Source organism: Desulfovibrio sp. 7SRBS1, assembly GCF_049723905.1.
Classification (GTDB): domain Bacteria; phylum Desulfobacterota; class Desulfovibrionia; order Desulfovibrionales; family Desulfovibrionaceae.
The window spans coordinates 2,874,215-2,899,518 of the sequence record NZ_JBJKFD010000001.1 but is presented as its reverse complement, the minus strand read 5'-3'; the positions used below and the strand labels follow the sequence as shown (position 1 = coordinate 2,899,518).

At 53.2% G+C, this 25,304-nt stretch carries 23 protein-coding genes and 1 pseudogene; 14 read left to right on the top strand and 10 right to left on the bottom strand.

Annotated elements, in window-relative coordinates; all coding sequences use genetic code 11:
• The first annotated feature begins 202 nt into the window (after positions 1-202).
• Entirely contained in the window at positions 203-1,159 is a 957-nt protein-coding gene (locus ACI0FJ_RS13115; protein ID WP_424304257.1) for an AAA family ATPase, read from the top strand.
• An 18-nt stretch (positions 1,160-1,177) separates the two neighbouring features.
• The gene (locus ACI0FJ_RS13110) at positions 1,178-3,682 is read left to right on the top strand and encodes a S8 family peptidase (protein ID WP_424304255.1); all 2,505 of its coding nucleotides are present in this window, start codon (positions 1,178-1,180) and stop codon (positions 3,680-3,682) included.
• Positions 3,683-3,888: 206 nt separating this feature from the next.
• Here the strand turns inward: ACI0FJ_RS13110 and ACI0FJ_RS13105 are convergent, their stop codons facing one another.
• Positions 3,889-4,419, bottom strand: coding sequence for a GNAT family N-acetyltransferase (locus ACI0FJ_RS13105; protein ID WP_424304253.1), 531 nt, complete (start codon positions 4,417-4,419; stop codon positions 3,889-3,891).
• Between the two features lie 64 nt (positions 4,420-4,483).
• Positions 4,484-4,993, bottom strand: a complete 510-nt coding sequence (locus tag ACI0FJ_RS13100; RefSeq protein WP_424304251.1) for a MarR family winged helix-turn-helix transcriptional regulator — start codon at positions 4,991-4,993, stop codon at positions 4,484-4,486.
• 210 nt (positions 4,994-5,203) lie between these two features.
• Here ACI0FJ_RS13100 and ACI0FJ_RS13095 point away from each other — a divergent pair, with 210 nt between their 5' ends.
• The gene (locus tag ACI0FJ_RS13095; protein WP_424304249.1) at positions 5,204-5,506 is read left to right on the top strand and encodes a putative quinol monooxygenase; all 303 of its coding nucleotides are present in this window, start codon (positions 5,204-5,206) and stop codon (positions 5,504-5,506) included.
• Positions 5,507-6,044: 538 nt separating this feature from the next.
• Here the strand turns inward: ACI0FJ_RS13095 and ACI0FJ_RS13090 are convergent.
• Complete coding sequence (locus ACI0FJ_RS13090) at positions 6,045-6,284, bottom strand: hypothetical protein (RefSeq protein WP_424304247.1); 240 nt, start codon at positions 6,282-6,284, stop codon at positions 6,045-6,047.
• A 589-nt stretch (positions 6,285-6,873) separates the two neighbouring features.
• On the opposite strand from ACI0FJ_RS13090, the gene ACI0FJ_RS13085 reads away from it, so the two are divergent.
• Positions 6,874-7,125: a hypothetical protein gene (locus ACI0FJ_RS13085; RefSeq protein WP_424304245.1), complete on the top strand. Its 252-nt coding sequence runs from the start codon at positions 6,874-6,876 to the stop codon at positions 7,123-7,125.
• 338 nt (positions 7,126-7,463) lie between these two features.
• Here the strand turns inward: ACI0FJ_RS13085 and aspA are convergent, their stop codons facing one another.
• On the bottom strand, positions 7,464-8,876 hold the full coding sequence (aspA, locus tag ACI0FJ_RS13080) for an aspartate ammonia-lyase (protein ID WP_424304243.1): 1,413 nt from the start codon (positions 8,874-8,876) through the stop codon (positions 7,464-7,466).
• Between the two features lie 237 nt (positions 8,877-9,113).
• On the opposite strand from aspA, the gene ACI0FJ_RS13075 reads away from it, so the two are divergent.
• The 5 genes from ACI0FJ_RS13075 (at position 9,114) to ACI0FJ_RS13055 (ending at position 12,756) form a co-directional block, all read left to right on the top strand.
• Positions 9,114-9,452 carry a hypothetical protein gene (locus ACI0FJ_RS13075; protein ID WP_424304241.1) on the top strand — a complete coding sequence of 113 codons (339 nt, stop codon included), beginning with the start codon at positions 9,114-9,116 and terminating at the stop codon, positions 9,450-9,452.
• A gap of 35 nt (positions 9,453-9,487) precedes the next feature.
• Positions 9,488-9,967 carry an ATP-dependent zinc protease gene (locus tag ACI0FJ_RS13070; RefSeq protein WP_424304240.1) on the top strand — a complete coding sequence of 160 codons (480 nt, stop codon included), beginning with the start codon at positions 9,488-9,490 and terminating at the stop codon, positions 9,965-9,967.
• Positions 9,964-10,869, top strand: a complete 906-nt coding sequence (rimK, locus tag ACI0FJ_RS13065; protein ID WP_424304238.1) for a 30S ribosomal protein S6--L-glutamate ligase — start codon at positions 9,964-9,966, stop codon at positions 10,867-10,869. The genes ACI0FJ_RS13070 and rimK overlap by 4 nt, the downstream gene beginning before the upstream one ends.
• A 1-nt stretch (position 10,870) precedes the next feature.
• On the top strand, positions 10,871-11,926 hold the full coding sequence (locus tag ACI0FJ_RS13060) for a succinylglutamate desuccinylase/aspartoacylase family protein (protein WP_424304236.1): 1,056 nt from the start codon (positions 10,871-10,873) through the stop codon (positions 11,924-11,926).
• 143 nt (positions 11,927-12,069) lie between these two features.
• Complete coding sequence (locus ACI0FJ_RS13055; RefSeq protein ID WP_424304234.1) at positions 12,070-12,756, top strand: hypothetical protein; 687 nt, start codon at positions 12,070-12,072, stop codon at positions 12,754-12,756.
• A 121-nt stretch (positions 12,757-12,877) separates the two neighbouring features.
• On the opposite strand, the gene gap is transcribed toward ACI0FJ_RS13055, so the two are convergent.
• Together gap and ACI0FJ_RS13045 are read right to left on the bottom strand one after the other, a co-directional pair.
• Positions 12,878-13,897, bottom strand: a complete 1,020-nt coding sequence (gene gap, locus ACI0FJ_RS13050; protein ID WP_424304232.1) for a type I glyceraldehyde-3-phosphate dehydrogenase — start codon at positions 13,895-13,897, stop codon at positions 12,878-12,880.
• Between the two features lie 90 nt (positions 13,898-13,987).
• The gene (locus tag ACI0FJ_RS13045) at positions 13,988-14,548 is read right to left on the bottom strand and encodes a GAF domain-containing protein (RefSeq protein WP_424304230.1); all 561 of its coding nucleotides are present in this window, start codon (positions 14,546-14,548) and stop codon (positions 13,988-13,990) included.
• Between the two features lie 929 nt (positions 14,549-15,477).
• Here ACI0FJ_RS13045 and ACI0FJ_RS13040 point away from each other — a divergent pair.
• Positions 15,478-15,858, top strand: a complete 381-nt coding sequence (locus ACI0FJ_RS13040) for a response regulator transcription factor (RefSeq protein WP_424304228.1) — start codon at positions 15,478-15,480, stop codon at positions 15,856-15,858.
• A gap of 110 nt (positions 15,859-15,968) precedes the next feature.
• Here ACI0FJ_RS13040 and ACI0FJ_RS13035 read toward each other — a convergent pair whose 3' ends face one another.
• Positions 15,969-17,003, bottom strand: a complete 1,035-nt coding sequence (locus ACI0FJ_RS13035; RefSeq protein WP_424304226.1) for a hypothetical protein — start codon at positions 17,001-17,003, stop codon at positions 15,969-15,971.
• Positions 17,004-17,375: 372 nt separating this feature from the next.
• On the opposite strand from ACI0FJ_RS13035, the pseudogene ACI0FJ_RS13030 reads away from it, so the two are divergent.
• From ACI0FJ_RS13030 to ACI0FJ_RS13015, 4 genes and pseudogenes are all read left to right on the top strand, one after another.
• Positions 17,376-18,308, top strand: a pseudogene (locus ACI0FJ_RS13030) (ADP-ribosylglycohydrolase family protein).
• Positions 18,305-19,276, top strand: coding sequence for a hypothetical protein (locus ACI0FJ_RS13025; protein WP_424304224.1), 972 nt, complete (start codon positions 18,305-18,307; stop codon positions 19,274-19,276). The pseudogene ACI0FJ_RS13030 and the gene ACI0FJ_RS13025 overlap by 4 nt, the downstream one beginning before the upstream one ends.
• A 72-nt stretch (positions 19,277-19,348) precedes the next feature.
• Positions 19,349-20,122 (top strand): aminotransferase class IV, encoded by a 774-nt coding sequence (locus tag ACI0FJ_RS13020; RefSeq protein WP_424304222.1) that lies wholly within the window; start codon positions 19,349-19,351, stop codon positions 20,120-20,122.
• A gap of 849 nt (positions 20,123-20,971) precedes the next feature.
• Entirely contained in the window at positions 20,972-21,352 is a 381-nt protein-coding gene (locus ACI0FJ_RS13015) for a hypothetical protein (protein ID WP_424304220.1), read from the top strand.
• Positions 21,353-22,553: 1,201 nt separating this feature from the next.
• Here the strand turns inward: ACI0FJ_RS13015 and buk are convergent.
• The 3 genes from buk to ilvN all read right to left on the bottom strand — a co-directional run bounded on the left by buk (position 22,554) and on the right by ilvN (position 25,149).
• The gene (buk, locus tag ACI0FJ_RS13010; RefSeq protein ID WP_424304218.1) at positions 22,554-23,654 is read right to left on the bottom strand and encodes a butyrate kinase; all 1,101 of its coding nucleotides are present in this window, start codon (positions 23,652-23,654) and stop codon (positions 22,554-22,556) included.
• Positions 23,651-24,565, bottom strand: coding sequence for a phosphate acyltransferase (locus ACI0FJ_RS13005; protein ID WP_424304216.1), 915 nt, complete (start codon positions 24,563-24,565; stop codon positions 23,651-23,653). Before ACI0FJ_RS13005 ends, buk begins: the two co-directional genes overlap by 4 nt.
• 104 nt (positions 24,566-24,669) lie before the next feature.
• On the bottom strand, positions 24,670-25,149 hold the full coding sequence (gene ilvN / locus ACI0FJ_RS13000; protein WP_424304214.1) for an acetolactate synthase small subunit: 480 nt from the start codon (positions 25,147-25,149) through the stop codon (positions 24,670-24,672).
• Between the last annotated feature and the right edge of the window lie 155 nt (positions 25,150-25,304).

Here is a 25,304-nt window from a genome sequence, read left to right as displayed (position 1 = left end):
CGGTTGGCAGATGCTGACCGGGCTTTTTGCGTGGGGAAACGTTAGGCGGCATTAAGTGTAGCAGTTAAATTTAGAGCCAGGCGGGCGCACGGTTTCCGACTGAGTGCAGGGCAGATAAAAGAAGGCTTGAAGTTGCATTTGCACTTCTATATGTCCTAGCGGACGAAGACGCATTATGTTAACTGATTTATAGGAGTAACGCGTGGCGACAGCAGAACAAATTAAGTCCCTCATTCGGTCTCATTTCGACCAAGATAGGGAGCAGTTTACTACGATTGCTCTACAAGTTGCTGCGCACGAAGCAAGGAAAGGTCATAGCTCGATAGCTCATGAGATTAGGGGGCTTGTCGACAAAGGGAAATTTTCCCCGGTCAAAGTGCTTCCTTTGCATCGTGAGTTTAGCGACTTTATTTTACCTTCGTCTCCCAAAGAGAGATTGGCAGATATTGTCCTTAATGTTGAGATGGAGTTTAGGATTAAGAGGATACTTAAGGAATATCGCCAGCAAGCCCGGCTTAAAAAGTATGGTCTAAGTAACAGGCGGAAAATTCTTCTTGCAGGGCCTCCAGGTACTGGCAAAACCATGTCAGCTACTGTGATTGCAGGCGAGCTGAATCTGCCTCTTTATACCGTCTTGACGGACAAGCTTGTGACCAAGTTTATGGGGGAAACAAGCGCAAAGCTACGGCAAATTTTTGATATAATGCGCGAGAGGCGAGGCGTATATCTCTTTGATGAGTTTGACGCAATTGGAGCAGAGAGAAGTAGAGACAATGACGTAGGGGAAATGCGCCGGGTATTAAACTCATTTCTTCAGTTTCTTGAGCTTGATGACTCGGATAGTCTTGTGATTGCTGCAACAAATACCCCTAAAATTCTTGATCAGGCCTTATTTCGTCGTTTTGATGATACCATGCACTATTCCCTTCCTTCTGAAAAAGAGATAATATCGCTTATAAAAAATCGGCTTGGTGAATTCATGCCAGCGTCATTGTCAACCAAAGCCGTAGCCAATATCGCTAAAGACCTCAGTCATGCGGAGATTGCTTTGGCCTGTGATGATGCGATAAAAGAAGCTATTCTAGCTGATAAGAATCGTATTACCGCAACCCAACTCAGAGCTATGTTAGAGGAGCGTAAGGAGGCATACGGCCACTAGCATTCTACGAAGGATTCTATGCCTGAGCCTAAGCTTCCACACATATTTCTTTCCGATCCCCCTCAGCAATTCGATTATACAAGTAATTCTTCTGGTGGACGTTCTCCAAATGTGATGGCCCGTAGCCGTGCTGATCACAGTGCATATATTCGTCGAAAGCTCAATGAAGCTTGGGAGTTAGCCAAGGCTCAAAGCGAACAGCGTACCGCTGTTGCCTTGTCGGTAAAAAGCGGCACCTACCTTGAATTTGAAGGTGCTCCGGGGTTTGATCTGGATACAAAGAGACTAGAGAATCGGCCTGCTAAGATTCGGTTGCTTAATGTCCGAAAGGAAAGACGGCTTGAAGGAAGAGAAGAAGTAACGAAGGCAACCGTTTATATCCCAGCGGGGAAAGAATCCTTCTTTATGAAGAAGGTTAATGAATACGCCCAAAAAACAACAAGACCTGATTCTGATACACCCAAAAATGCGTCGTTGATAAATAGTATTGAGGACATCAGACTTGCTGTGGTGGAATCCTTCTGGCAGGACTCGCCTTCACTTATGCCCAGGCAAAGTGAGAAAGTATGGTGCGAAGTCTGGCTTCGTGGTGATGAAGAAGTTATTGAGGCTAAATTTCGTGAGTTGGCGCAAGGCGTTGATCTGACCGTGCAAGCAGGAGTGTTGCGTTTTCCTGAACGAACGGTCGTTTTAGTGAAATCCGATAATGCTCAGCTTGCTGAATTGATAGATGTTTGTGAGTTTCTCGCGGAGTTTCGTAGGGCGAAGGAAACAGGTCGCTTCTTTTTGGACTTGAAAAATGTTGAGCAAACAGAGTGGGTAATTTCATTGTTGGAGCGGCTAGAAGTGGATGAATCTTCTTTAGTTGCGATTTCTGTCCTTGATACTGGAGCAAATAATGGACATCCGCTACTTAGTCCCATTCTCGTTGATAATGATTGCCATACATTTTCCCCTAATTGGGGGACCTACGACCACGATGGGCATGGGACTTTGATGTGCGGGCTAGCTGGGTATGGAGATTTGCAACAAGCTCTGGAAACTTCCGATCCTGTTAGTGTTCCGTATCACCTTGAATCTGTGAAGATACTACCGCCACAAGGTAATAATGATAAAGATTTGTATGGATTCATTACTAAGCAGTCCGTCAGTTATGTGGAAATTGAAGCTCCTGAATCTATCCATTTATATTGCATGGCTGTCACTTCTGAAGATACTCGTGATAGAGGGCGTCCAACGTCGTGGTCCGCTGCAATCGATTCCATTTCATCTGGATACGAAGATAGTATAAAGCGACTTCTGATTGTATCTGCGGGAAATGTCGTAGGTGCGTCTGAATGGCGACGTTATCCGGAGAGTAACTATACAAATTCTGTTCATGACCCTGCGCAGTCATGGAATGCCTTGTCTGTGGGGGCATATACTGAGAAGACGACAATCACGGAATCTGATCTTTCCGACTATACGGCAATAGCTCCAGCAGGAGGCCTTTCTCCTTTCAGTACAACGTCTTTGACGTGGGAAAGAAAAAAATGGCCCTGTAAACCTGACATAGTGTTGGAAGGGGGGAATATTGCCTGTGACCCATCAGGTTTTCCAACAGAGTGTAAAGACCTCTCTCTGTTATCTACAAGCCATAAGCATACGCTGCATCAGTTCGATTGGATCAATATGACAAGTGCAGCCACAGCTCAAGCTAGCGCTATGGCAGCACAAATCCAATCTCATTACCCCGATGCTTGGCCGGAAACAATTCGAGCTTTGATGGTGCATTCCGCACAGTGGACCCCTGAAATGGAAGCAGCTTTGGTACCATCTGAAAGCAAAACAAATAGAACCAATCTGCTGAGGGCCTGTGGCTATGGAGTGCCAAATCTTGGCGTTGCATTGAATTGTGCTGCAAATCGTCTTACTTTAGTTGCTGAAAAGACTATCCGGCCTTTTGATAAGAAAATTAGAGGCTCTGGGTATCGAACAAGAGACATGCACCTTCATGAGCTCCCATGGCCGAGAGATATTTTGCTTTCGTTGGGGGAAGTTGAGGTGTCGATGAGGATTACGCTATCATATTTTATTGAACCCGGTCCCGGTGAGATCGGTTGGAAAGATCGTTATCGTTATGCATCCCACGCCTTTCGTTTTGATCTTATTAACATAGGAGAAACCAACGAGCAGTTTAAGAAGCGACTTAGTAAAGCGGCTCGTGAGGAAGGCGAAAAGGCAGAAACAAAAAGCGGTAGTGAACGGTGGCTGATTGGTCCTGAGGGGAGGAATTTAGGTTCTTTACATTCAGATATCTGGAAGGGAACTGCCGCAGACCTTGCTGCTTGCAATGTAGTTGGTATCACACCGGTTATTGGTTGGTGGCGTGAACGCGCGTGGCTTAATCGGTGGAACAGGGTTGCACGGTATTCTCTTGTTGTTTCTTTGCATACACCAGAAGAAGTTGTTGATCAGAAGATTGACATATATACGCCTATTGCCACCCGAATCGGTGTTCCTGTAGAGATTTGGGCTGAATAATTGAAGCTGTTAACCATCGAATTCATTTTTTCCTCTCTTTTGAAAAGATGGAGAGAGACTTTTTCAGAAAATTTTAAGTTGGTTTCTTTTTCGGTACTTTTGTTATGCTAGCGTGATTTTGATCACTTTCCACCGTCGTTCTTTTTGTTATATAAGTTCTTCCTTCCCCAAAAGCCATTCCAGTCCCCCACTTGGTAAACAGATGGCTAAACGTCTGTTTCAGCTGCTGCCACGTTATACGTGTAGAATTTGGTGTCCACTTTCATTATCGGGAAGGAGTCCGGCAGAGCACTTTGTGGGATCTCCACAAAGCTGTTTTTTTCATAAAACCTGTGTGCAGCAAGGAATTTCGGCGTGGTTCCCAAAAAAATGTCATGTATTTCGTTTTGTGCAGACCACGAAAGCAGGGTCTTCAGCAGTTTTTGGGCCGTTCCGGTGTGCTTTCCCCGGAATGACGGATGGACAAACATCTTTCGTAATGCAGCCTGTTTTTCGCCGATATCGAGCAGGGCGATGGTTCCAACGACCTGTCCATTGGAAGAGGCTGTCCAAAAGTTTCCACAGCCCACCTGATAGAATTCCGGAATGCTCATCAAGTCCGGCTGATCGGCAGCCGTGATGGAAAGGGAGAATTCTTTCTGCTGAATGGCGGTGATTAGTTCGATGACCCCTGTTTCCTGTGGGGCGCGAAAGACGCTTATGGAAATGTCCGGGCTGCACTGTTCGTTTTGCCGCATGGTGGGCCTCCATCCTATCGGTTGTAGAAAAGAATGCAGAAGAACGGCTTTTTGCCATCTTCAGTCAACTTTCGGTTAATGCCTCGATGCCACGGTCTACCTTTTTCAATAGATGGATCAGGTCTTTTTCTTCCCCCTCCGTCAAAGCACTCATGAGTTTTGCGATTCGTGACCAATAGTCCGGAAGCAGGGATTTCAGTATGTCTTTTCCTTCCTCGGTAAGAAGAATCTGCTGCTTTCTCCTGTCCTTTGGATGTTCGTGCCGTTGGATGAATCCATCTTTTTCCAGGCCGTCCAGCAAGCCCGTCATTGTCGCTTTGGTTACTCCTATCTTTTGCGCCAGAATCGAGGGGGTAGTGGCACTCTCCGGTTGGCGGTTCATCACGACAAGGATCAGAAATCGTCCCTGGGACAGCCCATAGCGTTTGAGCATTTTTTCAAAGCCGGTCAGAAGGTCGCTCCCGGTCTTCAGCAGGGTAACGGCAGCTTTTACCGAAGAAGGGTCCATTTCCTTGTACCGTGCGGCAAGGTCCTGAAATTCTTCATCTGTGGGTTGATCCAGCAGGTAAAACAATGCGAGGCTCCTTTTCTAGTTAGTTGCCATACTATACGGCAGCTAACTAAATTTGTATAGAGGGGTTTTCCCAAAGCCATTCCAGCCCTCCACTTGGGCAATATAATCCACTGGAAAGGGCGGTTTTATCTGCTACGCTTTTTGCGAAAGGCAGAGTCGACAATAATTGGGTGAAATTGGGCGAGACAGCCCATACTGTGGAGGTGGCCTATGATTATTCTCATGGCAACGGTTCAGGCGCGCAAAGGTTGCGAGCGCGAGCTGGAAAAGGCAATGCGCGAGATCATCCCGGAAACCGCCAAGGAAAACGGGGTGATGGAATACCGGCTGCACAAGTCGCTTGATGTGGAAGGGCACTATGCCTTTTATGAAAAGTATAGGGACAAGGACGTGCTTGTTTCGCATCTGGCATCGACGCACTTTCAGGCGTTGAGCGAGAAGTTCAAGCAGTATGTGGACGGTGAGCCAAAGATTGAGCTGTTCGAGTTTATGGATGGAATTTCCGAAAGCTGAGGCTTGGAACGCAAGGTCCTGTTTTGGAAAGAGAATCTTTCAGCGAGATGTGTAGCCTGTTTTTGCGGCATTTTTGAAGGAGAGCTTGCAGGGCGGGGCAAAACGCTTGGAACGGGCGAGTTGCTCCGCAATATTCTGATTAATCAGGAAAAATCTTCATGCCCCGGCCAGGGGGATTCTTTTCCTTTGTTTGAGGCAAAGCCAGGATTCTGGTTTTGCTTCAAATTGCTGGAGATTGTGACTCCCCATCTGAATTCTTCTTTCCTCTTTTTCCCTCTTCCCAAAAGTAAAAAAGCCCGACCATCCTGTTTGGATGATCGGGCTTCTGACGGAGGGCGCCGGACAAGGCGCCTCAGGCAAGCGGTTGGATTACATGGTCTGTTTTGGTGGTGGGGGCGGGGGAGTCCGGGCGTTGTGCATGAGGAGTGCCCAACGGTCCAGGTCCTATGTCCCGTCCTGCGCACCAAAGTGCCGAGTCACCTTTCCGGCTGCCTGCTGATCGACTTGGCAATCGATCGAATGCCCTTATGAAAGGGGCTTACTTCTGAGAATCATTGAAGCGGATTTTCGCTTCCCAAACTTTCTTTCCTATCTTTCTTCCCAGGTCCATCTGACGCGTTTTTATGAGTGCCTCGGCAGCTTCTTTGTTGCCTTGGCCTCTGAGCATCGTAGCGGACTCGAGATCGCGCATATATCGTTCACATTCGCGGATCATGCCGGAGAGATCGAGAAATGAGAACTCTTCGGGGACGCGAACGGATTTTACTTTTCGACTCATTGTCATCCTCCAGATGGGTTTAATGAATTACATATCGTAGTTTTTCTGTCAACGATAAATCAAAAAAGGCGTGTCCTCCCTGGCCTTCCTTCCTCCATTCTGGGCAGGTTTGTGTGGAAGATTTCTCTTTGTATGAAATCTAAGGATAAAAAGGCTCTATTTAAAACCAAGGAACCATATGTTTTGGTAACCTGTACCAAGGTGAAGTAATCTTTTTCTGGTATAAAATTAAATCAAAATAACGTTTATAATGATTATAAAAAAAAATTAAAAAGAGACGAATAAAATATATAAAAAGTAAGTCGAACTACTGTGTTAAGAAAAAAAATTTGCTTTTTTGATTTTCTTTTGACGGTACTGAAGGGCATTGCTTGAGAATAACGTATTCTAAATGAATTACGATTCCGATGTTAATCTTAAATTTAATTCGAAAAGAATAAGAGTGAAAATGTAATCGATATGATCATTGGAAAGACATCAAAACTGCAAAATCGACTAGTTTTGAAAAAAAGGAGAAAAAACATTCTTGCCCGGAAGGGAACGACGTTGTAAGGCCGGAAACTGAAAAAAAGAGCAAAAGGAGCTGAGAATGACCAAGCCGCGTGTGTATGATTACCGGGAAAAGTCGTGCGGCATGATTCCCGAGATGGAAGAGCTTTTGCGACAGGCGGACGTGGATGTGGTGGAATTTCTGGTGCAGGAAAACAAACTGCCCCAGATCATCAATGCCCTGGCGACCTCGGACAGGTGGGGCGTGGATGTGGAGCGCGAGCTGAGCACCGCCCGTGTGCGCTTTACCCGCAACAACAACGAGCCGGGTTCCGTGCTGGACATTATCTAGTGTGAAGACCGCCCCTTGGAAACCGGGTTTTCAAGGGCGCTTACGCTGCTTCGGAAATTTCCAGAATTTTCAGAATTCCAGATCGTGCCTTTGTCAGCAGCCTGTGGCGGGCTATGCCCACCCATGTTTCGTATCGCGTGGACTGCTGCATAAAGTAAAAAAGCCCGGACAACGGCTGTCGTTCGGGCTTATTTGCGCTCCGCGGGCATAATTGCGCTCCGCGGGCATTTTTGCGTTCCGTGGGCATATTGGCCTACTGCGGGCGGAAAGTTGTTTGGGGGAGGGGGGAATCCTCACGAGCCTTTGGGCTCCCTCTTTTTCTTCCGCGCGCTGTGCCGCTATTTTTTTTCGTGAAAATACCGGGGCCTAAGCATGTTCTCCGGCGAGAGGATATCGTCCAGATCGTCTTTGGTTAAATATCCCTTTTCCAAAACAATGTCGTATACCGACGCGTTCGTCCGCATGGCCTCGTGCGCCACTTCCGTGGACTTTTCATAGCCAATGTAGGGGTTCAGCGCCGTAACCAGCCCTATGCTGTTGCGCACGTAGCCCCGGCAGACTTCCTCGTTGGCGGTAATGCCGTCCACGCAGCTGTGCGCCAGGGTAAGGAAGGCATTGTGCAGGTACATGAGCGAGCTGAACAGACTGTGCGCAATAACTGGCTCCATCACGTTCAGTTCCAGCTGTCCGGCTTCGCAGGCCATGGTTACGGTCATGTCCGCGCCCACCACGTAAAAGCAGGTCTGGTTGACGACTTCGGGAATAACCGGGTTGACCTTGCCCGGCATGATGGACGAGCCGGGAGCCCTGGGCGGAAGGTTGATTTCGTTGAGGCCGCAGCGCGGACCGGACGACATGAGGCGCAGGTCGTTGCATATTTTGGAGGCCTTTACCGCCACGCGCTTGAGCACGCCGGAAAGCTGCACGTACGCGCCCGTGTCCTGCGTTGCTTCCACCAAGTCGTGGGCCTTTATCAGCTCTATGCCGATGAGGTCGGACAGTTTTTTCGTCACAACATCGGCGTAGTCCGGGTGGGCATTCAGGCCGGTGCCGATGGCCGTTGCCCCCATGTTGATCTCGCGCACCAGGTCCTTGGCCTCGTCCAGCCGCTGCATGTCTTCGCCTATCATCACGGCGTAGGCTGCAAATTCCTGGCCCAGGCTCATGGGCACGGCGTCCTGCAGCTGGGTACGCCCCATCTTGATGATAGGGGCGAATTCCTCGGCCTTGCGTTCAAAAGAGGCCTTGAGCGTGCCCATGGCCTCGATGAGCAGACGGATTTTTGTGATGAGCGTGATGCGTACGGCCGTGGGGTACACGTCGTTGGTGGACTGCGACATGTTCACGTCGCTGTTGGGGTGCAGAAATTCATACTGGCCGCGCTTGTGGCCCATGATTTCCAGACCTCGGTTGGCAATCACCTCGTTGGCATTCATATTGGTGGAGGTGCCTGCGCCGCCCTGGATGACGTCCACAACAAACTGGTCGTAGAGCTTGCCTTCCAGAATATCTTCGCAGGCCAGGGAAATATGCCGGGCCTTGTTGTCGTCGAGCAGGCCGAGCTTGTTGTTGGCGTATGCTGCGGCCATTTTTATATAGGCGAGTGAGTCGATGAGTCGCGGATAATGGCTGATGGAGATACGGCTTATGGGATAGTTCTCTACCGCGCGCAGTGTCTGTACACCATAGTAGTGAACATCGGGTACTTCCCGTTCTCCGATGCAATCGTGTTCAAGGCGGCATTCATTCATCGTGCAACTCCTTTGTATAGGTCGCTGTATTTGGAACGCCTGTTCGTATTTCTTTTCGGCTACGACTATCAGGGCAACGAATCTGAATCAATCGGTTGTTACAGAGGGCGCAACGGCTGGGCGGAAGGCCCCGAACCGGCAGTAAATCTGCCGCGAGAACGGCACGGAAGAGGTAAATACTTGCCAGACCTGTTTGTGGGAGACATAATCCGCAAGTAACGTCATTGGAGGAAAAAAATGGACAAAGATTATTACGTGGAAGACTTGGCCGATCTTATCGAGAACGTCCTGGCTCCGCTGGAAAAATATTTTGCCTCGCTTGTAGACATTGGAGTGGACGACCAGGAACCGCGCCGCGTCTTCGTGGACGACATCGGCAAGACCGGGCTGGCTCTTACCAACCACGCGCAGGACGAAATCCGCAGCGCTCTGGAACATCTGCATCAGAAGGTCGGGCGCATCAGGGTGCGCCGGGCCGGATACCAGAACCACATAGGCATGCGTCCGCGCAAGATTATCGATGTGGATCTGGGCGGTGAGGAATGCGCCATCGGCGAACCTTGGGCCAAGCAATAGGCTTTGCAGCCTCTCTTTCATACCAAGGAAACGCAATGGCAGTACGTACCTTGCCCAAAATGTTGATCGGATGGCGCGAGTGGGCGTCTTTGCCCGATCTGAACATCCCCGCTGTGAAGGTGAAAATAGATACCGGCGCCAGAACTTCGGCAATACACGCATTTGATATTGACCCTTTTGAAAAAAATGGGCAGCGGTTTGTGCGTTTTGCCATCCATCCGCTGCAGGGGCGCGACGATATTTCCGTGCTCTGCGAAGCGCGGCTTTTGGAAAGCCGCAGGGTGAAGAATTCCGGTGGAGTAAGCCATAAGCGCTATGTCATCTCCACAAGAATGAGTATGGGAGGGCGTACCTGGCCCATTGAATTGACCCTGGCAAACCGCGACCAGATGAAGTTCCGCATGCTTATCGGACGCAGCTCCATGAACGGCAACCTCATTGTCGATCCCCAGCTGTCCTATCAGGCGGGACGGGTCGCTGCCTTGCCACTGTATTCTGTTGAAGAGGAAAAATGAAAATAGCCATTCTTTCGCGGAAAAAGTCGCTGTATTCCACTACAGCCCTTTTCGAGGCAGCCAAAGCAAGGGGACACGAGGTGTTGGTCATCAACCCCCTGCGCTGCTATATGAACATCACCTCGCACAACCCGACCATCCACTACAAAGGCGAAAAACTCGACGATGTGGATGCAATCATTCCCCGCATCGGGCCGTCCATAACGTTTTTCGGCACTGCGGTCGTGCGTCAGTTCGAGATGATGGGGACCTACAGCCTCAACGAGTCGGTGGCCATTACACGCTCCAGAGACAAGCTGCGCAGTCTGCAGTTGTTGGCGCGCAAAGGCATTGGCCTGCCTGTTACGGGTTTTGCCAACTCCACGAAATTTACAGAGGACCTCATCGAGATGGTCGGGGGCGCGCCCCTGGTCGTCAAACTGGTGCAGGGCACACAGGGGATAGGCGTGGTCCTGGCGGAAAACCGTCAGGCGGCCCAGAGCGTTATCGAGGCGTTCCAGGGGCTGAAGGCCAACATCCTGGTCCAGGAGTACATCAAGGAAGCCAAAGGCCGCGATATCCGCTGCTTTGTCATTGACGGCAAAGTGATGGCCGCCATGGAGCGCAGGGCAGAGGAAGGGGAGTTCCGTTCCAATCTGCACCGGGGCGGATCGGCCAGAGTCGCCAAGATCACGCCGGAAGAACGCTCCACCGCAACCCGCGCAGCCAAAATCATGGGGCTGAACGTCTGCGGCGTGGACCTTTTGCGGACAAACCACGGCCCGGTGGTCATGGAGGTCAACTCCTCGCCCGGGTTGGAAGGCATTGAAAAGGCCACGGGCAAGAACCTGGCCGAGCGCATCATCATGTTCATGGAAAAACAGGCCCGGTCCAAAAGCACCCGGACCAAGGGCAAGGGCTGAGATGGCCCGTCAGGCGGGGCAGCCCCCCATACGTCTCGCCGATGCTGAAATTCCGGCGGGCAGCAGGACCACGGTCATGCTGCCTGTGCCGGAGCTTTTTGTTCCGAGCGGCGCAGCCATGCCGGTTCATGTCTTTCATGGCAAAAAACCGGGGCCGAAGCTGTTCGTCTCCGGTGCCGTGCACGGTGACGAAATCGCCGGCGTGGAAATCGTGCGTCGGCTTGTCCGTCTCAAGCGGCTGCGCAATTTGCGCGGCACCCTGTTTGCCGTACCCGTGGTGAACATCTACGGGTTTATGACCAACTCCCGCTACCTGCCGGACAGGCGTGACCTCAACCGCGTCTTTCCCGGCTCGGAAAAGGGGTCCCTGGCCTCGCGGCTGGCCAACGTCTTTATGGAGCAGGTGGTCAGCCAGTGCACCCACGGCGTGGACCTGCACTGCGGCTCGAACCACCGCGCCAACCTGCCCCATGTGCGCGGGGCCATGGAAGACGAGGTCTGCCTGGGCATGGCCCGGGCCTTTCGTGCTCCGGTGGCCATCGATTCTCCTGGGGTGGACGGTTCCCTGCGCAAGGCGGCCACGGAGCGGGGGCTGAGCGTGCTGCTCTACGAAGGCGGCGAGGCCCTGCGTTTTGATCGCATGGTCATCAATGCCGGGCTGCGGGGCGTGGTGGCGGTTATGGAATATCTGGGCATGATTACCGTCTCGCGTCGTAAAAAGCGGGACGAGGAGCTTTATGTTTCGCACGAATCCTCCTGGTGCCGCGCTCCGGCCAGCGGGTTGTTCAATTGCGCGGTAAAGCTGGGCGAGCGGGTGCGACCGGATCAGCTGCTGGGGCAGGTCTGCGATCCTTTTTCCCTGGAAGAAACGCCGGTGCTGGCAGAGGCCCACGGCGTGATCATCGGCAGACAGACCCTTCCCTCCATCTACAAGGGCGACGCCCTGCTGCACATTGCCCACTTTGACAGGCCGGGCAAGGCCGAAGCCGCAGTGGAACAATTCAGGAATTTCATGGAGAACGAAGCTTCCATGGAAGAAGAGTTCCCAGTTTCCTGAAAAGTCTCCTGAAAAGTCTCCTGAAAGTTCCCTGAAAACTTTCTCTTCTGTCCATTTTCCATAAAAAGACGTACTCTGGATGCCACTCGAAGACGTCGGCACCACGGTCGTTTTGTATTCCTTAGCGAATCAGGGGGATGGCCATGCAGTATTTCCACTCTGTTGAAACCAAGGGCCTGAGTCTGGACTGGAGACACGCCACCGGGGAATGTGAAATCGTGAATCGGGGAGAGATGAGCCAGAGTGACGTGGAAAACGCGCTCAAGCACGTTGTGGATGTGGAATTTCCCGAACAGATACTCCAGGGCTTTTGCCCGCCAACCATCATTGTTTCCGTGGGCAGAGACCTGCTGCATTTTACGCCTGCCGGGCGCAATTTCTTTTGCCCGGAAGCCGGGCGGGTTATCGGGTATGACGATGCCTGCTCCCTGCTGCGGGGCGAAACGTCACTCCCTCCCGCCAGCGTTGCCAGGGAGAGCGAAACATTACATAGGCCGCGACCCAAAACATCATTGCTGCGCAGGTTCTTCGGCGTGGTCATTGGGGTGCCGGTCATTCTTTTCGGCGGGCTGGTCGCCATGATGGGCATGAAAGACAACAACCTGGAAGGCGGACTGATCGGCGGCGGGGTACTCGTCATTGTCGGCCTGGTATGGCTGTGGCGGGTGGGCTTTCGTGTGGGCAGGGGGGCGAGGCAACACAGCGCAATGCCCGGCTATATGCACTCGCCCTACATGTATGGCGACACCATGCATGGTGATGACAGGGAATCCCAAAGGGACGGGCTGGGGGATGATTCGGGAGACTCCGGCGACTCGGGCGACGACTGATATTGGCCGATTCTTTTCAAAATAAAAAAGACCGGGCGGAGAGTGTTCTCCATCCGGTCTTTTTTATTTGGCTTAGAGGCTTCCGGCTGTCCGGTCGCCAAGCTGGCGTGATGGGTATTTGTTAAATGCCCAGTTCCGCCATGTACTGGATGAGATCGCCCACGCGGGTGGAGTAACCCCATTCGTTGTCGTACCAGGAGTAGACCTTGGCAAGGTTGCCGGACTGCACAACCGTGAAGTCGGCTTCCACGATGCTGGAGCGGGGATCGCCGATAAAGTCGGACGAAACCAGCGGTATTTCGGAATAGCCCATGATGCCCTTGAGTTCGCCTTCGGCCGCGGCCTTCAGGCGGGCCTTGAGGTCTTCCGTGGTGGTGTCCTTTTCCAGAACGGCCACAAAGTCGACCAGAGAGACCGTGGGTGTGGGAACGCGCACGGAGTAGCCTTCAAAACGGCCCTTCATCTCGGGGATGACCAGGGCAACGGCCTTGGCGGCACCCGTGGAGGTGGGAATCATGTTGCAGGCGGCGGCGCGTGCCCGGCGCAGGTCCTTGTGGGGGAGGTCCAGGATGCGCTGGTCGTTGGTGTAGGAGTGGATCGTGGTCATCACGCCTTTGCTGATGCCGTAGGCTTCGTGCAGCACCTTGACCACAGGGGCCAGGCAGTTGGTGGTGCAGGAGGCGTTGGACAGGATGAAGTGCTTTTCCGGGTCGTAATCCGTGTGGTTTACACCCATGACGACCGTGATGTCTTCTTCCTTGGCCGGTGCGGAAATGATGACGCGCTTGGCGCCTGCTTCCATGTGCAGGGCGGCCTTGGGACCGGTACGGAAAATACCGGTGGATTCAACAACAACGTCCACATCCAGGCTTCCCCAGGGAATCATGCTGGGATCGCGTTCTGCAAAGTTTTTGACGGTGAAGTCGTCGCCCACATGGAAGGTATCGCCTTCCACGCGGATTTCCGGGGCAAAGGTGCCGTAGTTGGTGTCACGGCGCAGCAGATGTGCGTTTGTTTCTATGTCGAAGAGGTCATTGATGGCTACGACTTCAATAGTATCGCGATGGTACTGCCATATGGTTTTCAGCACCTGGCGGCCAATGCGGCCGAAACCGTTGATGCCTACGCGTGTCTTGCTCATTGTAATCCTCCGGACGCGGCAGCGTCCCTAATTTTAAAGACTGGCGCAACGTGCGACGGGCGCACGGAAACAATAAACGCCGGGGACGGCCTAGTCCTCGAAAGTTCTGTAATGGAACTCTTTGGCCAGGTCGCTGGCGCGCTTGAGCGCCTGAAACATGCGGGCATTTTCAAGTGCCATGCCCGACAGGTTGGCAATGCAGTTGAGGAAGTCGACTTCCTCGTTGGAAAATTCGCGGGGAGAGGCGGAGTAGACGCGCAGTACGCCGACCACCTTGTCGCTGCCCGAGGTAAGGGGGACAACAACCAGGGAAACAAGACCTTCTTCTGCAGCCTCGGAAGGATACTGGAAGCGGGAGTCCTTGGTTACGTCGGAAATGGTGACGGTTTCACCCTTGAGAACTTCCTGGTCCAGGCGGCTGTTGGCTACCTGAACAGGGCCTTTCTGGGCGTAGCGTTCGCTCAGGCCGTAGTAGGCACTGGCCTGCAGATTCTGCCCGGTGTTGTCCAGCAGACGGATAAAGCAGCCCTTGGCTTCCATTGCCTGGCTAACCTGTTCAACAATGCCGTTGAGAACCGTACCGGGTTCCAGGCTGGAGTTGATCACTTTTGCCAGGTGATAAATGGTTTTGTAGAGTCTTTGATTGCTCATGACATAAACCTGCCTTGTTCTGTGTTGATGCCGGCAAGGGCCGGCGAAAGGTTCCCTGAAAAGGGTCCTCGATCGAAATTTCTGGTTCTCTTCCTACACATGGGCGGCAGAAGGAATAATGGATCGTGCCGTCATATGTTACAGACTTTTTCGCCAATCAAGTTACGAGTATACTGCAAGACTTGGGTATATTGTAAAGCCCTGCAGGTTAATTTGTTGTGGAAAATATGGTTTCCGCCACCTTCCGGGCCCGCCATCCACGCTATCCGGGGGGAGGAAGCCCGAATGGGAAAGACAGAATTATATTTTTGTGTTCACAATCGAAAAAAAAAGTTCGATTTTGTTTTCAGGTTGTTCATAATCGAAAAACCGTCCCTTTGGAAAGCAAAAAGTGCTATTTTCTGGCCATCCCCCGGCAAAGCCCCATGTGGCGCGGGAAAAAAGAGGCTGGACAGCTGGGACACCTCAATATTCTCAAGACCATACCTTTTTATGGTTGGCAACTAAAATCGGGAGGCAACATGGATGGTTGCGTGCGGGAGCATGAGATGGAACCGGTTTTGGTGTGCCGGGGCGGTCTGGTGGAGTGTCGTTGCGTTGGAAAATAAATACGACAGGACGCACCGCACGTTACAGGGGGAGCATGGTCTGCCAGCTGGTTACAGTACAATATGCCGTTTTGTGGGGAGGAAATCAATAAAGGCGACGCGATGGACGTCCCGATTGCATGGATCGGATCCACGAAAGCAGAGAGAAACCGGGCACGGCAAGGGTAAAAATAATAGACAGAATATTTTCGATTATATTTGATACAGGAATCCACCGGAAGTGGATGCTCTGCTTGCCAAGAGCCCGAATCGCCCCTAATATTCAACATTGGCCCGTTTTCACAGACATCCAGGTAACACAAGAGAGGCAGGCTGGGGTACATGAGCAAGATTCTCGTTATAGATGATGATCCCTCCATCTGCGAGTTGGTGCGTCATTACCTGGAAAAGGTAGGGCATGATGTCACCATTGCCCACGACGGGCGGGAGGGGATCGACGTTTTCAGCATGGAACATTTTGATCTGGTCATCGTTGATATTTTCATGCCCCGCAAGGACGGCATAGAAACCATTCTGGAATTGCGGGAACAGAATAAAAATGCCTGCATCATGGCCATTTCCGGAGGCGGAAAAATGGCGGCGGGAAAAGAATATCTCAGCTATGCCAAAGCGTTGGGCGCAGACTGCATTCTGTCCAAGCCTTTTGCCAAAAGCCAGTTGCTGCAGGCTGTTTCCGAACTGACGGCTCCAGAGACTTCCTGAGTGCTTTTCGCGCCGAAACAGATTTCGGAACAATAAAAAACACCCGGATTTGCATTGCCATCCGGGTGTTTTTTATTGATCCGCCCTGTGCGTCTACGCCCTTGGGGCGGTTATCGTTTTTTTCTGGTGGGTGCGGGCGGGGCCATGTGTGCCAGCGCTTCGCCGATAGCCTCGCATCCGTCCAGCATTTCAAAGGGTTCCCATTTCAACATGCGGTTGACCGAGTCCGTAGAGCCCAGGGCGACGAACTGAAATCCCATATGCAGAACCCCTCTCTTGTCCAGACTCAGGCTGCGTACCCGGCTGCGCATCAGAAAGGGCTTGTACATGCGGTTGATGCGGTCGAAGATGTAGACCTCCAGGCAGACGTCGTCGTTTTCCCCGGGGCGTCTTTCCATGCTGTCCACATGGGTGGCAACCCGAATGCCCCCCACGGAGATGTTGTCCACCCGGCCGGAAGAGCGCGTTTTGCCCTTGCCCTGGATGCCTATCTGAAAGTGGGGCTGCATGAATCTGAAATTGTTGCCCGCGCCCATGTCGGACCAGCGCACCCAGGCGCGCACCCGGATCAGATCCTGGTTTTTAATGCGCACGCGGGCATGGACGCGACGTGTTTCCGTATCCACTTTGAGCGGCATCTTCAGGGCCAGACGCATTTTGGAAGGGTTGGAATGCAGATCTATTTGTGTGGGGTATGTGTAAAAGCTGTTGAATATCCAGTAGAGAAATATGACGGGCCTGTGGAAGCAGAGTATTTTTTGCCCCTTGTGCCTGGAATGGAGTGCAATGTTGCGCAAGACCTTCATCTTGAGCGTATTGCCGGACAAGCCGACTATTTTTGTTTTGCACAAGATGTATTTCTGGTCTCCATCTTCCAGATATAAATCCACTTGATATTTCTTTTTTATGAGAAGCAAGAGAATATTGCGGCGCATGCCGCCTTCTGTAAGGCTTTTGAAAAAGAGGACAATATTGTAGCGGATGCGATGTCTGTTGACATAAAGAAAAACGAGAAAGACGACCAGCCCGACAAACCACGCCGAAAAGATCATAAGATCTTTGGTGCTTATATGCGTGCTCATGACGTCGTTGGATACGGCATGATACGCGCTTGTTACCCGATCCATCAGACTGGAAAAATCCATAAAGCCTTCCTGTAATGCGATAGTATCCGGTCAGAAACTGGCTGCCCGCCTGCTAGGACCCGTGTACTCTTAATTGTTTTTAATATTTGTGACAACACGAGAGTGTTTCAGATGAATCTCTCTGGTGCTTTGCTCTGGTGGTCACCTGGAACGTCATCCATAAGGCCTGTGGGGATGTTGCGGGCACAGGAACCCCATACGCCTTTCAGAGTATGGCCGACCTTGGTTTTCCAAACCAAAGCTGGCGGGTTTGTATGTAAAATATGCAAAGTATAGTGTCTCCCATTGCCGAAAAAGGTCTTTTCCTTGTAGGATGTATTCATAAACCATTATAAACAGTCCACAGGCCATGGTTGTGGCCGGAGGTCCTTTATGGATACGAAAATTCGCCATGCGGTTCTTGCTTCGTTTGCCGGTGACGCCCTGGCCATGGCGCCCCATTGGATTTACGACACCTCGGAGCTGGTGCAGCGGTTCAACAGGGTCGATAAGCTGCTGGATGCGCCGCAAGGCGGTTACCATTACCCGAAAAAGGCCGGAGAGTTCACACATTACGGTGACCAGTCCGTGACGCTTTTTGAATCTCTTGCCGAGAGCGGCGGCTTCAACCTCGAAGATTTCTGCAAGCGCTGGAAACGCCTTTTCGCAAGCTACAACGGATATATGGACAACGCCACCAGGGGCACGCTGGTGAATCTGGCGTCCGGATGGGGGCCGGAGGATTCTGGCTCTCTGTCTACCGATCTGGCCGGGGCATCGCGGCTTGCGCCGCTTTTGGTACTGCTGCCCGGTCTGTTCGGGCAGTTTGGGCGGGAGAAGGGCGAGGAGACGCTGGCTGAGTTCGCATGACAGCAGACGGCCATGATGCACAAGGGCAGGGGAGTGCCCGAAGCCGCGGAATTTCTGGTGCGGACAACAGTGCGTATTCTCGGGGGCGCGGACCCTGTGGACGCCTTGCACGAAGTGGCCGGGCAGTCCTGGAGCGTGCCTTTTGCCGAATGGACCCGGAAGGGGTTGGAGTCTGTGAGCCAGGACAGTGTTTTGGCTATTGCCGGTTTCGGACAAAGCTGCCATCTTGATGGCGGTTTCCCCGGGGTGATCCATTTGGTAGCCAAATACCGGAAACAGCCGGCCGAGGCCATTGTGCAAAGCATCATGGCCGGAGGCGACGGCGCAGCCAGAAACATGGCCGTCGGTATGCTGCTGGGTGCCCATGCCGGGGAAAATGCCTATGATTCGCAATGGGTAACGGGCCTGAAGCGAATTGACGACATTAACCTTATGCTGGACAAATTTCTTCAATGAACAAGCTGCTCGCCACGTTATGGGCTATCCCCAAAGAATCCGCCTCCATCTCGTTTACCCTGTTCAAAATCATGGTCCCCATCATCGTGATCGTGAAAATAATAAAGGAACTTGGGGTTGTAGAATATCTTTCCCTGCCTCTGGCTCCTCTTATGACCTTGGTGGGGCTGCCCAAGGAAATGGGACTGGTATGGGCTACGGCCCTGGTGAGCAACATTTACAGCGGCATCATCGTACTGGCCTCTCTGGTGGGGGATCATCCGCTCACCGTTGCCCAGGCCACGGTGCTGGGAGTCATACTTCTGGTGGCCCATGCCCTGCCCATTGAAATCAAGATCGTGGGGGAATCCGGCCCGCGCATGTGGTTCCAGGTTTTTCTGCGCGTTATCGGCGGGTTGGTCCTCGGTTTTTGCCTGGAGCGCATTTATACACTCACGGGAACCCACCAGGGACCTGCGGCAATGCTCTGGTCACCTTCTTCCACCACCGATCCCTCCATTGTAATGTGGGCTTTGGGCGAGCTGAAAAACCTCGTGTGGATATTCCTGGTCATTAACGGGCTGGTGTCTTTTATGCGTTTGCTGGACGCAATCCATCTCATTGATTTTATGAACAGAATGCTCAGTCCGCTGCTTAAGTTCATTGGAATTGGCCCCAAGGCGACGTCCATTACCATCATCGGGCTTACCATGGGGCTCTCGTACGGCGGCGGGCTTATCATCCACGAGGCGCGGTCCGGCAATGTTTCTGAAAGCGACGTCTTTTTCAGCCTTTCACTTATGGGGCTGTGCCACTCGCTTTTTGAAGACACGTTTCTGCTTATGCTTATTGGCGGAGCATTTTCCGGCCTGTTCTGGGGGCGGCTTGTCTTTGCACTGCTGGCTGTGGCGCTGCTGGTGCGGGTGACGGCAATGATAGGCCCCAAAATGGCGGAAAAGATTTTTTGGAGACCCGTGGCAGAGAGCTGATAGAGGTATTTTTGATCCCGCGGACTGCATATGCTGTCCGCCAACTCATGGTGGTATGCCGGGAGGTTGCGCATGATCTACTTCTTCAAGAACGAATTCAGAGAAGACAGGTTGCAACCCATGCAGCTGGGAATCAAAGCGCCATGTCTGCGACAGGGGGCGGGTTTTTTCGAAACCATGCTCTACAATGGGCGCAGCATCAGCAGTCTGGACCCTCACATGGACCGACTGTACGCCTCCATGGATACCTTCAGCCTGGACTATCGTAAAATTCCGGTCGAGGACAAGGCCATGGCCCTGTTGGCCAAAAACCATCTGGAAAAAGGGCAGGCCCGCATCGACGTGGTCTACCCGGTGATGGATTTCAACCAGAAGATCGAGCCGCTGCTGGTTGTGGAAGCCTACGAGCCGCAGCCGAAAAAGGAATACGCCCTGGCCGTCTATCCCAGGGTTCATGTCAGTTATCTAAGCCAGCATCGTTCGCTCAGCCATCTGCATTTTGTCCTGGCAGACCAATATGCCGTGCGCCAGGGGTGCGACGAGTCCGTGCTGCTCGACCCGCTCGGCAACATTCTGGAAACGCCGGATGCCTCACTCATCTTCTACGACGGCAGTGCCTTTTACAGCCCGCCTCACGGCCCATCGCTCCAGGCCATATCTCTAAGCCGGGCAATGCAGGTGCTTCCGGTGCGCGAGGAAACCATTCCTCTGCGCAGTCTGGACTCCTTCCGCCACATGTACCGCGTCAACTCGCTCACCGGCGTGAAGCCCGTGGTCAGGCTGGGGGATTTCACCTTTGAGCCGGACTGGCAGAATGCGAATCTTGCTTCAATTCACATTCTTTAGGGGGGCAGGCGGCTGAAAATGGGGCGATAGCGGCGTTGTTTCACCTCTTCCAGAACCCTCGTGTATATATAAGAATACACTTCGAAACCTGGAAGAGGCTCACGCCTTGCTCTCCCCCCATTTTGAGCCGCCTGCTTTGAGTAGGGAAAAGGCGCGATAGCGGCGTTGTTTCCCCCCTTCCAGAACCCTCGTGTATATAAAGAATACACTTCGGAACCTGGAAGAGGTTCACGCCTTGCTCTTCCTCCATTTTGGGCCGCCTGCGGAGCGTGGTCTTGAAAATTGAATTTCCTTAAGGGGAACAGGCCGAAGTTGTCAGCCTTGAATTTCCCTCACGCCTTGCTTCCGCATTGTTTTCAGCCGCCTGTGCCATTGAAGGCCTCATCCGGTAATCAATCCATTAAAGAAGTTTGTTCCCTTGCGGCGATTCAGAGACGATGGGCGTTTTACCCCCTCCAAACGCCTGTTGGAAGGCGAAGGACAGGGAGGAAATGGTCCGAACTCCCTTGTTTCGCAGGAGTGTTCACACCCTTTGCTGCTCCTTTTCCGGGCCAAGCAGTGAAAAAGGGGTTTGAGCCGAACGCATGTTGATCGAAATGATCAACATGGTCGTCCCGGCTGTCTCATTTTGAGGAACCAGATCAAAATGAGGTGGTCGATCTGGAAAAAAGTCCCCCCAAGATCTCCTGCGAGTTCGTAAAAAATTACAATAATTTTTTTAAAAAACATGAAAAACAAGGTGTTAAAATTGTTTTTTAGAGAAAAACAGTCTTTCGAGCTTTTTGGCACGGGTTATGCCTAAGAGAAAACAAAGCGCGAGGCACTGGCCCGCCAAAAACGGAGACGACCATGAATAATACGCAGTACGATAATATTCTTGTAGTAGCCGCAGATATCAATATCCGCGAATCCATTGCTACGGCTGTTTCTGCCCTGGGCGGCAAGGCGCACTTCGCCGAAAACTGCAACCATGCCCTGAACATGACCGTTGAGTACATGGATGCCGTCATCTACATGCCCCAGCGTGGCAAGTGTTCCCTGCAGGCAATGAGCACCATCAAGGCTTTCGCCGTAAACGCCAAGATCCTCTTTGCCATGGAAGAAGACGTCTGCACGCCCGCGGCTTTGGCCCATCTGCTTTCGGCCACCGAAGCAACCTCCGCTGCGCCCAATATGAAGCGTGCCGGTGTGTTCAACGCAGCTCGTTACTCGATGGCAGCTTCCCTCTAGGCAGCGCCATACAAAAAACCGAAACGGAACCGGGTGAAAGCCCCGTTTTGATATAGCTCTTGCATAAAATTTCTAGGAACGCACTCCAAAGCGAACCTGGTTCTCCATCCCATCCCCCGTGCCCCGCATCCCCTTGCGGGGCATTTTTTTTCAGGCGGCTGAAAACGACACGTTAGCGGCGTTGTTTCGAGAAATTCAAATCCTCGCGTATAAAAGAATACGCGTCGGCCTTGAATTTCCCTCACGCCTTGCTTCCGTATCGTTTTGAGCCGCCTGAGAAATTTCAGTGTTATATGGCGCGATAGGCCACGTTGCTGCGTTCTCTTCAAGCCGCTCGTGTACGAGAAGGAGTACACGTCGCGTTTGAAGAGGCCTTGCGCCTTGCTCTCACCCCATTTTGAGCCGCCTGATATTCTCCTGGGGCAATCAAATATATATTCAAGCGTGCCTGCTTCGTTGTTTCGAGAAATTCAAATCCTCGCGCAGAAAAGAATAGGCGTCGGCCTTGAATTTCCCTCGCGCCTTGCTTCCGTATCGTTTTGAGCCGCCTGAGAAATTTCAGTGTTGCATGGGGCGATAGCTTCGTTGCCGCGTTCTCTTCAATCCGCTCGTGTACAAGAAGAGTACACGTCGCGTTTGAAGAGGCCTTGCGCCATGCTCTCCCCCCATTTTGAGCCGCCTGATATTCTCTGGGGCAATCAAATATATATTCAAGCGTGGCTGCTCCGTTGTTTCGGGAAATTCAAATCCTCGCGCAGAGAAGAATACGCGTCGGCCTTGCATTTCTCTCACGCCTTGCTTCCGTATCGTTTTGAGCCGCCTGAGAAATTTCAGTGTTGCATGGGGCGATAGCTTCGTTGCCGCGTTCTCTTCAATCCGCTCGTGTACGAGAAGAGTACACGTCGCGTTTGAAGAGGCCTTGCGCCTTGCTCTCCCCCCATTTTGAGCCGCCTGATATTCTCCTGGGTCAATCAGATATATATTCAAGCGTGGCTCTTCGTTGTTTCGGAAAATTTGAAACCCTCGAGGGCGAGGCGTTTTGTTTCAGCCTGTTCACCATGCATTGAGGGCAGGCTGGGGGATGAGCCGGGCAACCACGTGGGGTGGATTGGGAAACTGGCCCCGGATTGAGGGCACTGGGACGTGAAAAAATCCACGCCGGTACGGATGTCCGGCGTGGAAGCAATATCAATCGGTAATATCAGTCGGCAGAAGCAGCGTCGGCATAGCTGTGGACAGTCTCTTCACCGGTCAGCGCCCTGGTGACGCCGTCGGCCATGGCCTGGAGTTCTTCCACTTCCTTGACCACGAACACCGGGCCCAGAAAGCGGATACGTTCCCGAATCAGCCCGGTCAGCATATCGCTTCGGGCCAGCCCGCCCGTAAGCACAATGGCGTCGATCTCCGCGTCGAATTGGGTCATGAGCGCCGGTCCCATGGCTGCGATATCCCTTGCCACCTGGTAGGCCAGGGCCTGCACCAGCATGGTGGCGTCAGTATCGCCCTTGCGGCTTCGTTCCTCGATAACACGCAGATCATTGGACCCGGAGTAGCCGAAAAGCCCGCCCTGGGTAAGGATCAGGTCCTTCATGCTCTGCAGGGTTTCTTCGCCACGCTCTATCTTTTCCAGCACGGGAATCAGCGGGAGCGCCCCGGTCCGTTCCGGGGTAAAGGGGCCTTCCCCGTCCAGTCCGTTGGTCACGTCCACGATGCGTCCGCAGGCGTGTGCGCCAATGGATATGCCGCCGCCCATATGCGCCACGATAAACCATCCCCGGCTGTACCGTTTGCCCACCTGTTCCGCGGCCCAATGGGCAGCCGCCCGTTGCGACAGGGCATGGAATACGCTGCGCCGCTTCATGCCGGGCAGGCCCGTATACTTGGCCAGATCAGTCAGTTCATCCGTCACCACCGGGTCCACTATGTAGGCGGAGCAGCCGAATTGTTCAGCCAGTTCATCGGCAATGATGCCGCCCAGGTTGCAGGCGTGCTCGCCGTAGCGGGCTGCGGCCAGGTCGTCCAGCATCACACTGTCCACCTTGTATACGCCGCCCGTAAGCGGGCGCAGCAGACCGCCCCGTCCAATAACGGCGTCGAGCGTCTTGGGAACGGGCGGGTGGTCTGCCATGCTCTGCAGCACAGCGGCCTTGCGGTATTCCTTTTGGTCCAGCACCCTGGGAAAACGGGAAAGTTCCTCTTTGGGGTGGGAGATTTCTTGGGAAAAGACAGTTTCCCGGCCGTGGAAAAGGGCCACCTTGGTGGTTGTTGAGCCGGGGTTTATGGTCAAAAGCCAGGGATTCACGCACTCCTCCTGCTGAGATATGCGGCTAACGCCAAAGAGTTGAGTTTGGTTGCTGCGGTATCACCGCGGGAAGGAACCACGACAGGGACGGAGCTGCCGACCACCACGCCGCCCATGGCAGGGCGTACAAAGGTGGCGAGCATTTTGTAGAGCACATTGCCTGCTTCGATGTCCGGCGCACAGATGATGTCGGCCCGTCCTGCCACGGCATTGCTGATGCCTTTTGTCTTTGCGGCCTGGGGGTTGAGGGCCACGTCCAGGGCCATGGGGCCTGCAATGTCGGCCTCGCCGAAAGCGCCTTCCGCGCCCATCTTGGCCAGCAGGCTGGCATCCAGAGTGGCGGGCATGGCCGGGTAGTTGACCTTTTCCGTGGCCGCAAGGATGGCCGCCTTGGGACGCTGGATGCCCAGTGCCCGGGCCACGTTCAGGGCGTTGTGCAGAATATCGGCCTTGCGCTGCAGGTTGGGGCTGATGTTCACGGCCGCGTCGGTCAGCAGGATGAGCCGGTCTTCGTGTGGCGCTTCAAACACGCAGACATGGCTGAGTATGCCCTTGGGCGGTACGCCGGTTTCCTTGTTCAGCACGGCCTTCAGCAGGGTGGCGGTGGAGACCAGCCCCTTCATTATCAGGTCGGCCTGTTTCTCGCGGTACAACCGTACTGCCGTTGCCACGGCCTCCACGTCGTCGTTTATGTGCAGGCTTTCAAAGCCGCTGATGTCTATGTTCAGGTCCTGGGCCACGGTAGCGGCCTTGTCCATGTCGCCAATGAGTATGGGCTGGGCCAGGCGCTTTTCCCAGGCATCGTGCGCCGCCTGCAGAACAAAGGCGTCTGCACAGCGAGCCACGGCCACTCTGGGCGTTTTCTCACTGCGTAGGACTTCTTCAATAAGCCCGTTAAGCGATGTAAGCATTGTTTTTAGCCTCCCGGAAAGATCTGTGGACGCGGCGTGCGGAGTGTTCCGACCGCGTCTAGGAAAGATCTGTGGACGCGTCGGACAGAGTGCTCCGACAGCGTCTAGTCGTCGCCCCGCTTGAGGGCGATCATGCCGGTGCGGCACATGCTTTTGATGCCAAAGGGCGCCAACATGCGGACAAACGCGGCAACCCGTTCCTCGTCGCCGGTCATTTCCACGGTGATGGTTTCTGTTCCCATGCCCACCACGTTGGCCCGGAAAACCTCGAAAATCTGCATGAGCTGGGTTGTGGATTCGCGGTCCATGGCAACCTTTATCAGGGCCAGTTCGCGGTCTACAAAGTCGCGGCGGTCCATGTCGTCCACGGAGATGACGACTTCCATGGTGGACATGGCCTGGCGGATGGCTTTGACGTCTTCGCTTTGTCCGTCCACGCTGATGACGATGCGGGTTATTTCCGGTTTTTCGGTCTCTCCGGCCGAGATGCTTCTGATGTTGACGTCGTGGCCTTTGAATTTGTCCGCCATATCGGCCAAAACACCGGGTCGGTTATGCACGAGCGCCGAGATGGTATGCTGCATGGCTGTTTTCCCCTCCATGGTTTGGGTAATTTGCTGTTTTCGGTTCCGACGGTTCAGGCAGCCCTGTTTCGGGCTGTGCTCAGCCGAGCCGGTCTGCACGATGTGAAAAAAGGAGTGCCCGCGTGCTGTGCGCACTCCTGCAGCCGAGTCCGTCC

Excerpts from the sequence above, each read along its gene's own strand:
- ACI0FJ_RS13020 (WP_424304222.1), top strand. The coding sequence starts at position 19,349 with ATGATCTACTTCTTCAAGAACGAATTCAGAGAAGACAGGTTGCAACCC.
- ACI0FJ_RS13085 (WP_424304245.1), top strand. The coding sequence starts at position 6,874 with ATGACCAAGCCGCGTGTGTATGATTACCGGGAAAAGTCGTGCGGCATG.
- gap (WP_424304232.1), bottom strand. The coding sequence starts at position 13,897 with ATGAGCAAGACACGCGTAGGCATCAACGGTTTCGGCCGCATTGGCCGC.
- ACI0FJ_RS13015 (WP_424304220.1), top strand. The coding sequence starts at position 20,972 with ATGAATAATACGCAGTACGATAATATTCTTGTAGTAGCCGCAGATATC.
- ACI0FJ_RS13040 (WP_424304228.1), top strand. The coding sequence starts at position 15,478 with ATGAGCAAGATTCTCGTTATAGATGATGATCCCTCCATCTGCGAGTTG.
- ACI0FJ_RS13110 (WP_424304255.1), top strand. The coding sequence starts at position 1,178 with ATGCCTGAGCCTAAGCTTCCACACATATTTCTTTCCGATCCCCCTCAG.
- ACI0FJ_RS13095 (WP_424304249.1), top strand. The coding sequence starts at position 5,204 with ATGATTATTCTCATGGCAACGGTTCAGGCGCGCAAAGGTTGCGAGCGC.
- ACI0FJ_RS13075 (WP_424304241.1), top strand. The coding sequence starts at position 9,114 with ATGGACAAAGATTATTACGTGGAAGACTTGGCCGATCTTATCGAGAAC.
- ACI0FJ_RS13005 (WP_424304216.1), bottom strand. The coding sequence starts at position 24,565 with ATGCTTACATCGCTTAACGGGCTTATTGAAGAAGTCCTACGCAGTGAG.
- ACI0FJ_RS13070 (WP_424304240.1), top strand. The coding sequence starts at position 9,488 with ATGGCAGTACGTACCTTGCCCAAAATGTTGATCGGATGGCGCGAGTGG.
- ACI0FJ_RS13035 (WP_424304226.1), bottom strand. The coding sequence starts at position 17,003 with ATGGATTTTTCCAGTCTGATGGATCGGGTAACAAGCGCGTATCATGCC.
- ilvN (WP_424304214.1), bottom strand. The coding sequence starts at position 25,149 with ATGCAGCATACCATCTCGGCGCTCGTGCATAACCGACCCGGTGTTTTG.
- aspA (WP_424304243.1), bottom strand. The coding sequence starts at position 8,876 with ATGAATGAATGCCGCCTTGAACACGATTGCATCGGAGAACGGGAAGTA.
- ACI0FJ_RS13105 (WP_424304253.1), bottom strand. The coding sequence starts at position 4,419 with ATGCGGCAAAACGAACAGTGCAGCCCGGACATTTCCATAAGCGTCTTT.
- rimK (WP_424304238.1), top strand. The coding sequence starts at position 9,964 with ATGAAAATAGCCATTCTTTCGCGGAAAAAGTCGCTGTATTCCACTACA.
- ACI0FJ_RS13060 (WP_424304236.1), top strand. The coding sequence starts at position 10,871 with ATGGCCCGTCAGGCGGGGCAGCCCCCCATACGTCTCGCCGATGCTGAA.
- ACI0FJ_RS13025 (WP_424304224.1), top strand. The coding sequence starts at position 18,305 with ATGAACAAGCTGCTCGCCACGTTATGGGCTATCCCCAAAGAATCCGCC.
- ACI0FJ_RS13045 (WP_424304230.1), bottom strand. The coding sequence starts at position 14,548 with ATGAGCAATCAAAGACTCTACAAAACCATTTATCACCTGGCAAAAGTG.
- ACI0FJ_RS13055 (WP_424304234.1), top strand. The coding sequence starts at position 12,070 with ATGCAGTATTTCCACTCTGTTGAAACCAAGGGCCTGAGTCTGGACTGG.
- ACI0FJ_RS13090 (WP_424304247.1), bottom strand. The coding sequence starts at position 6,284 with ATGAGTCGAAAAGTAAAATCCGTTCGCGTCCCCGAAGAGTTCTCATTT.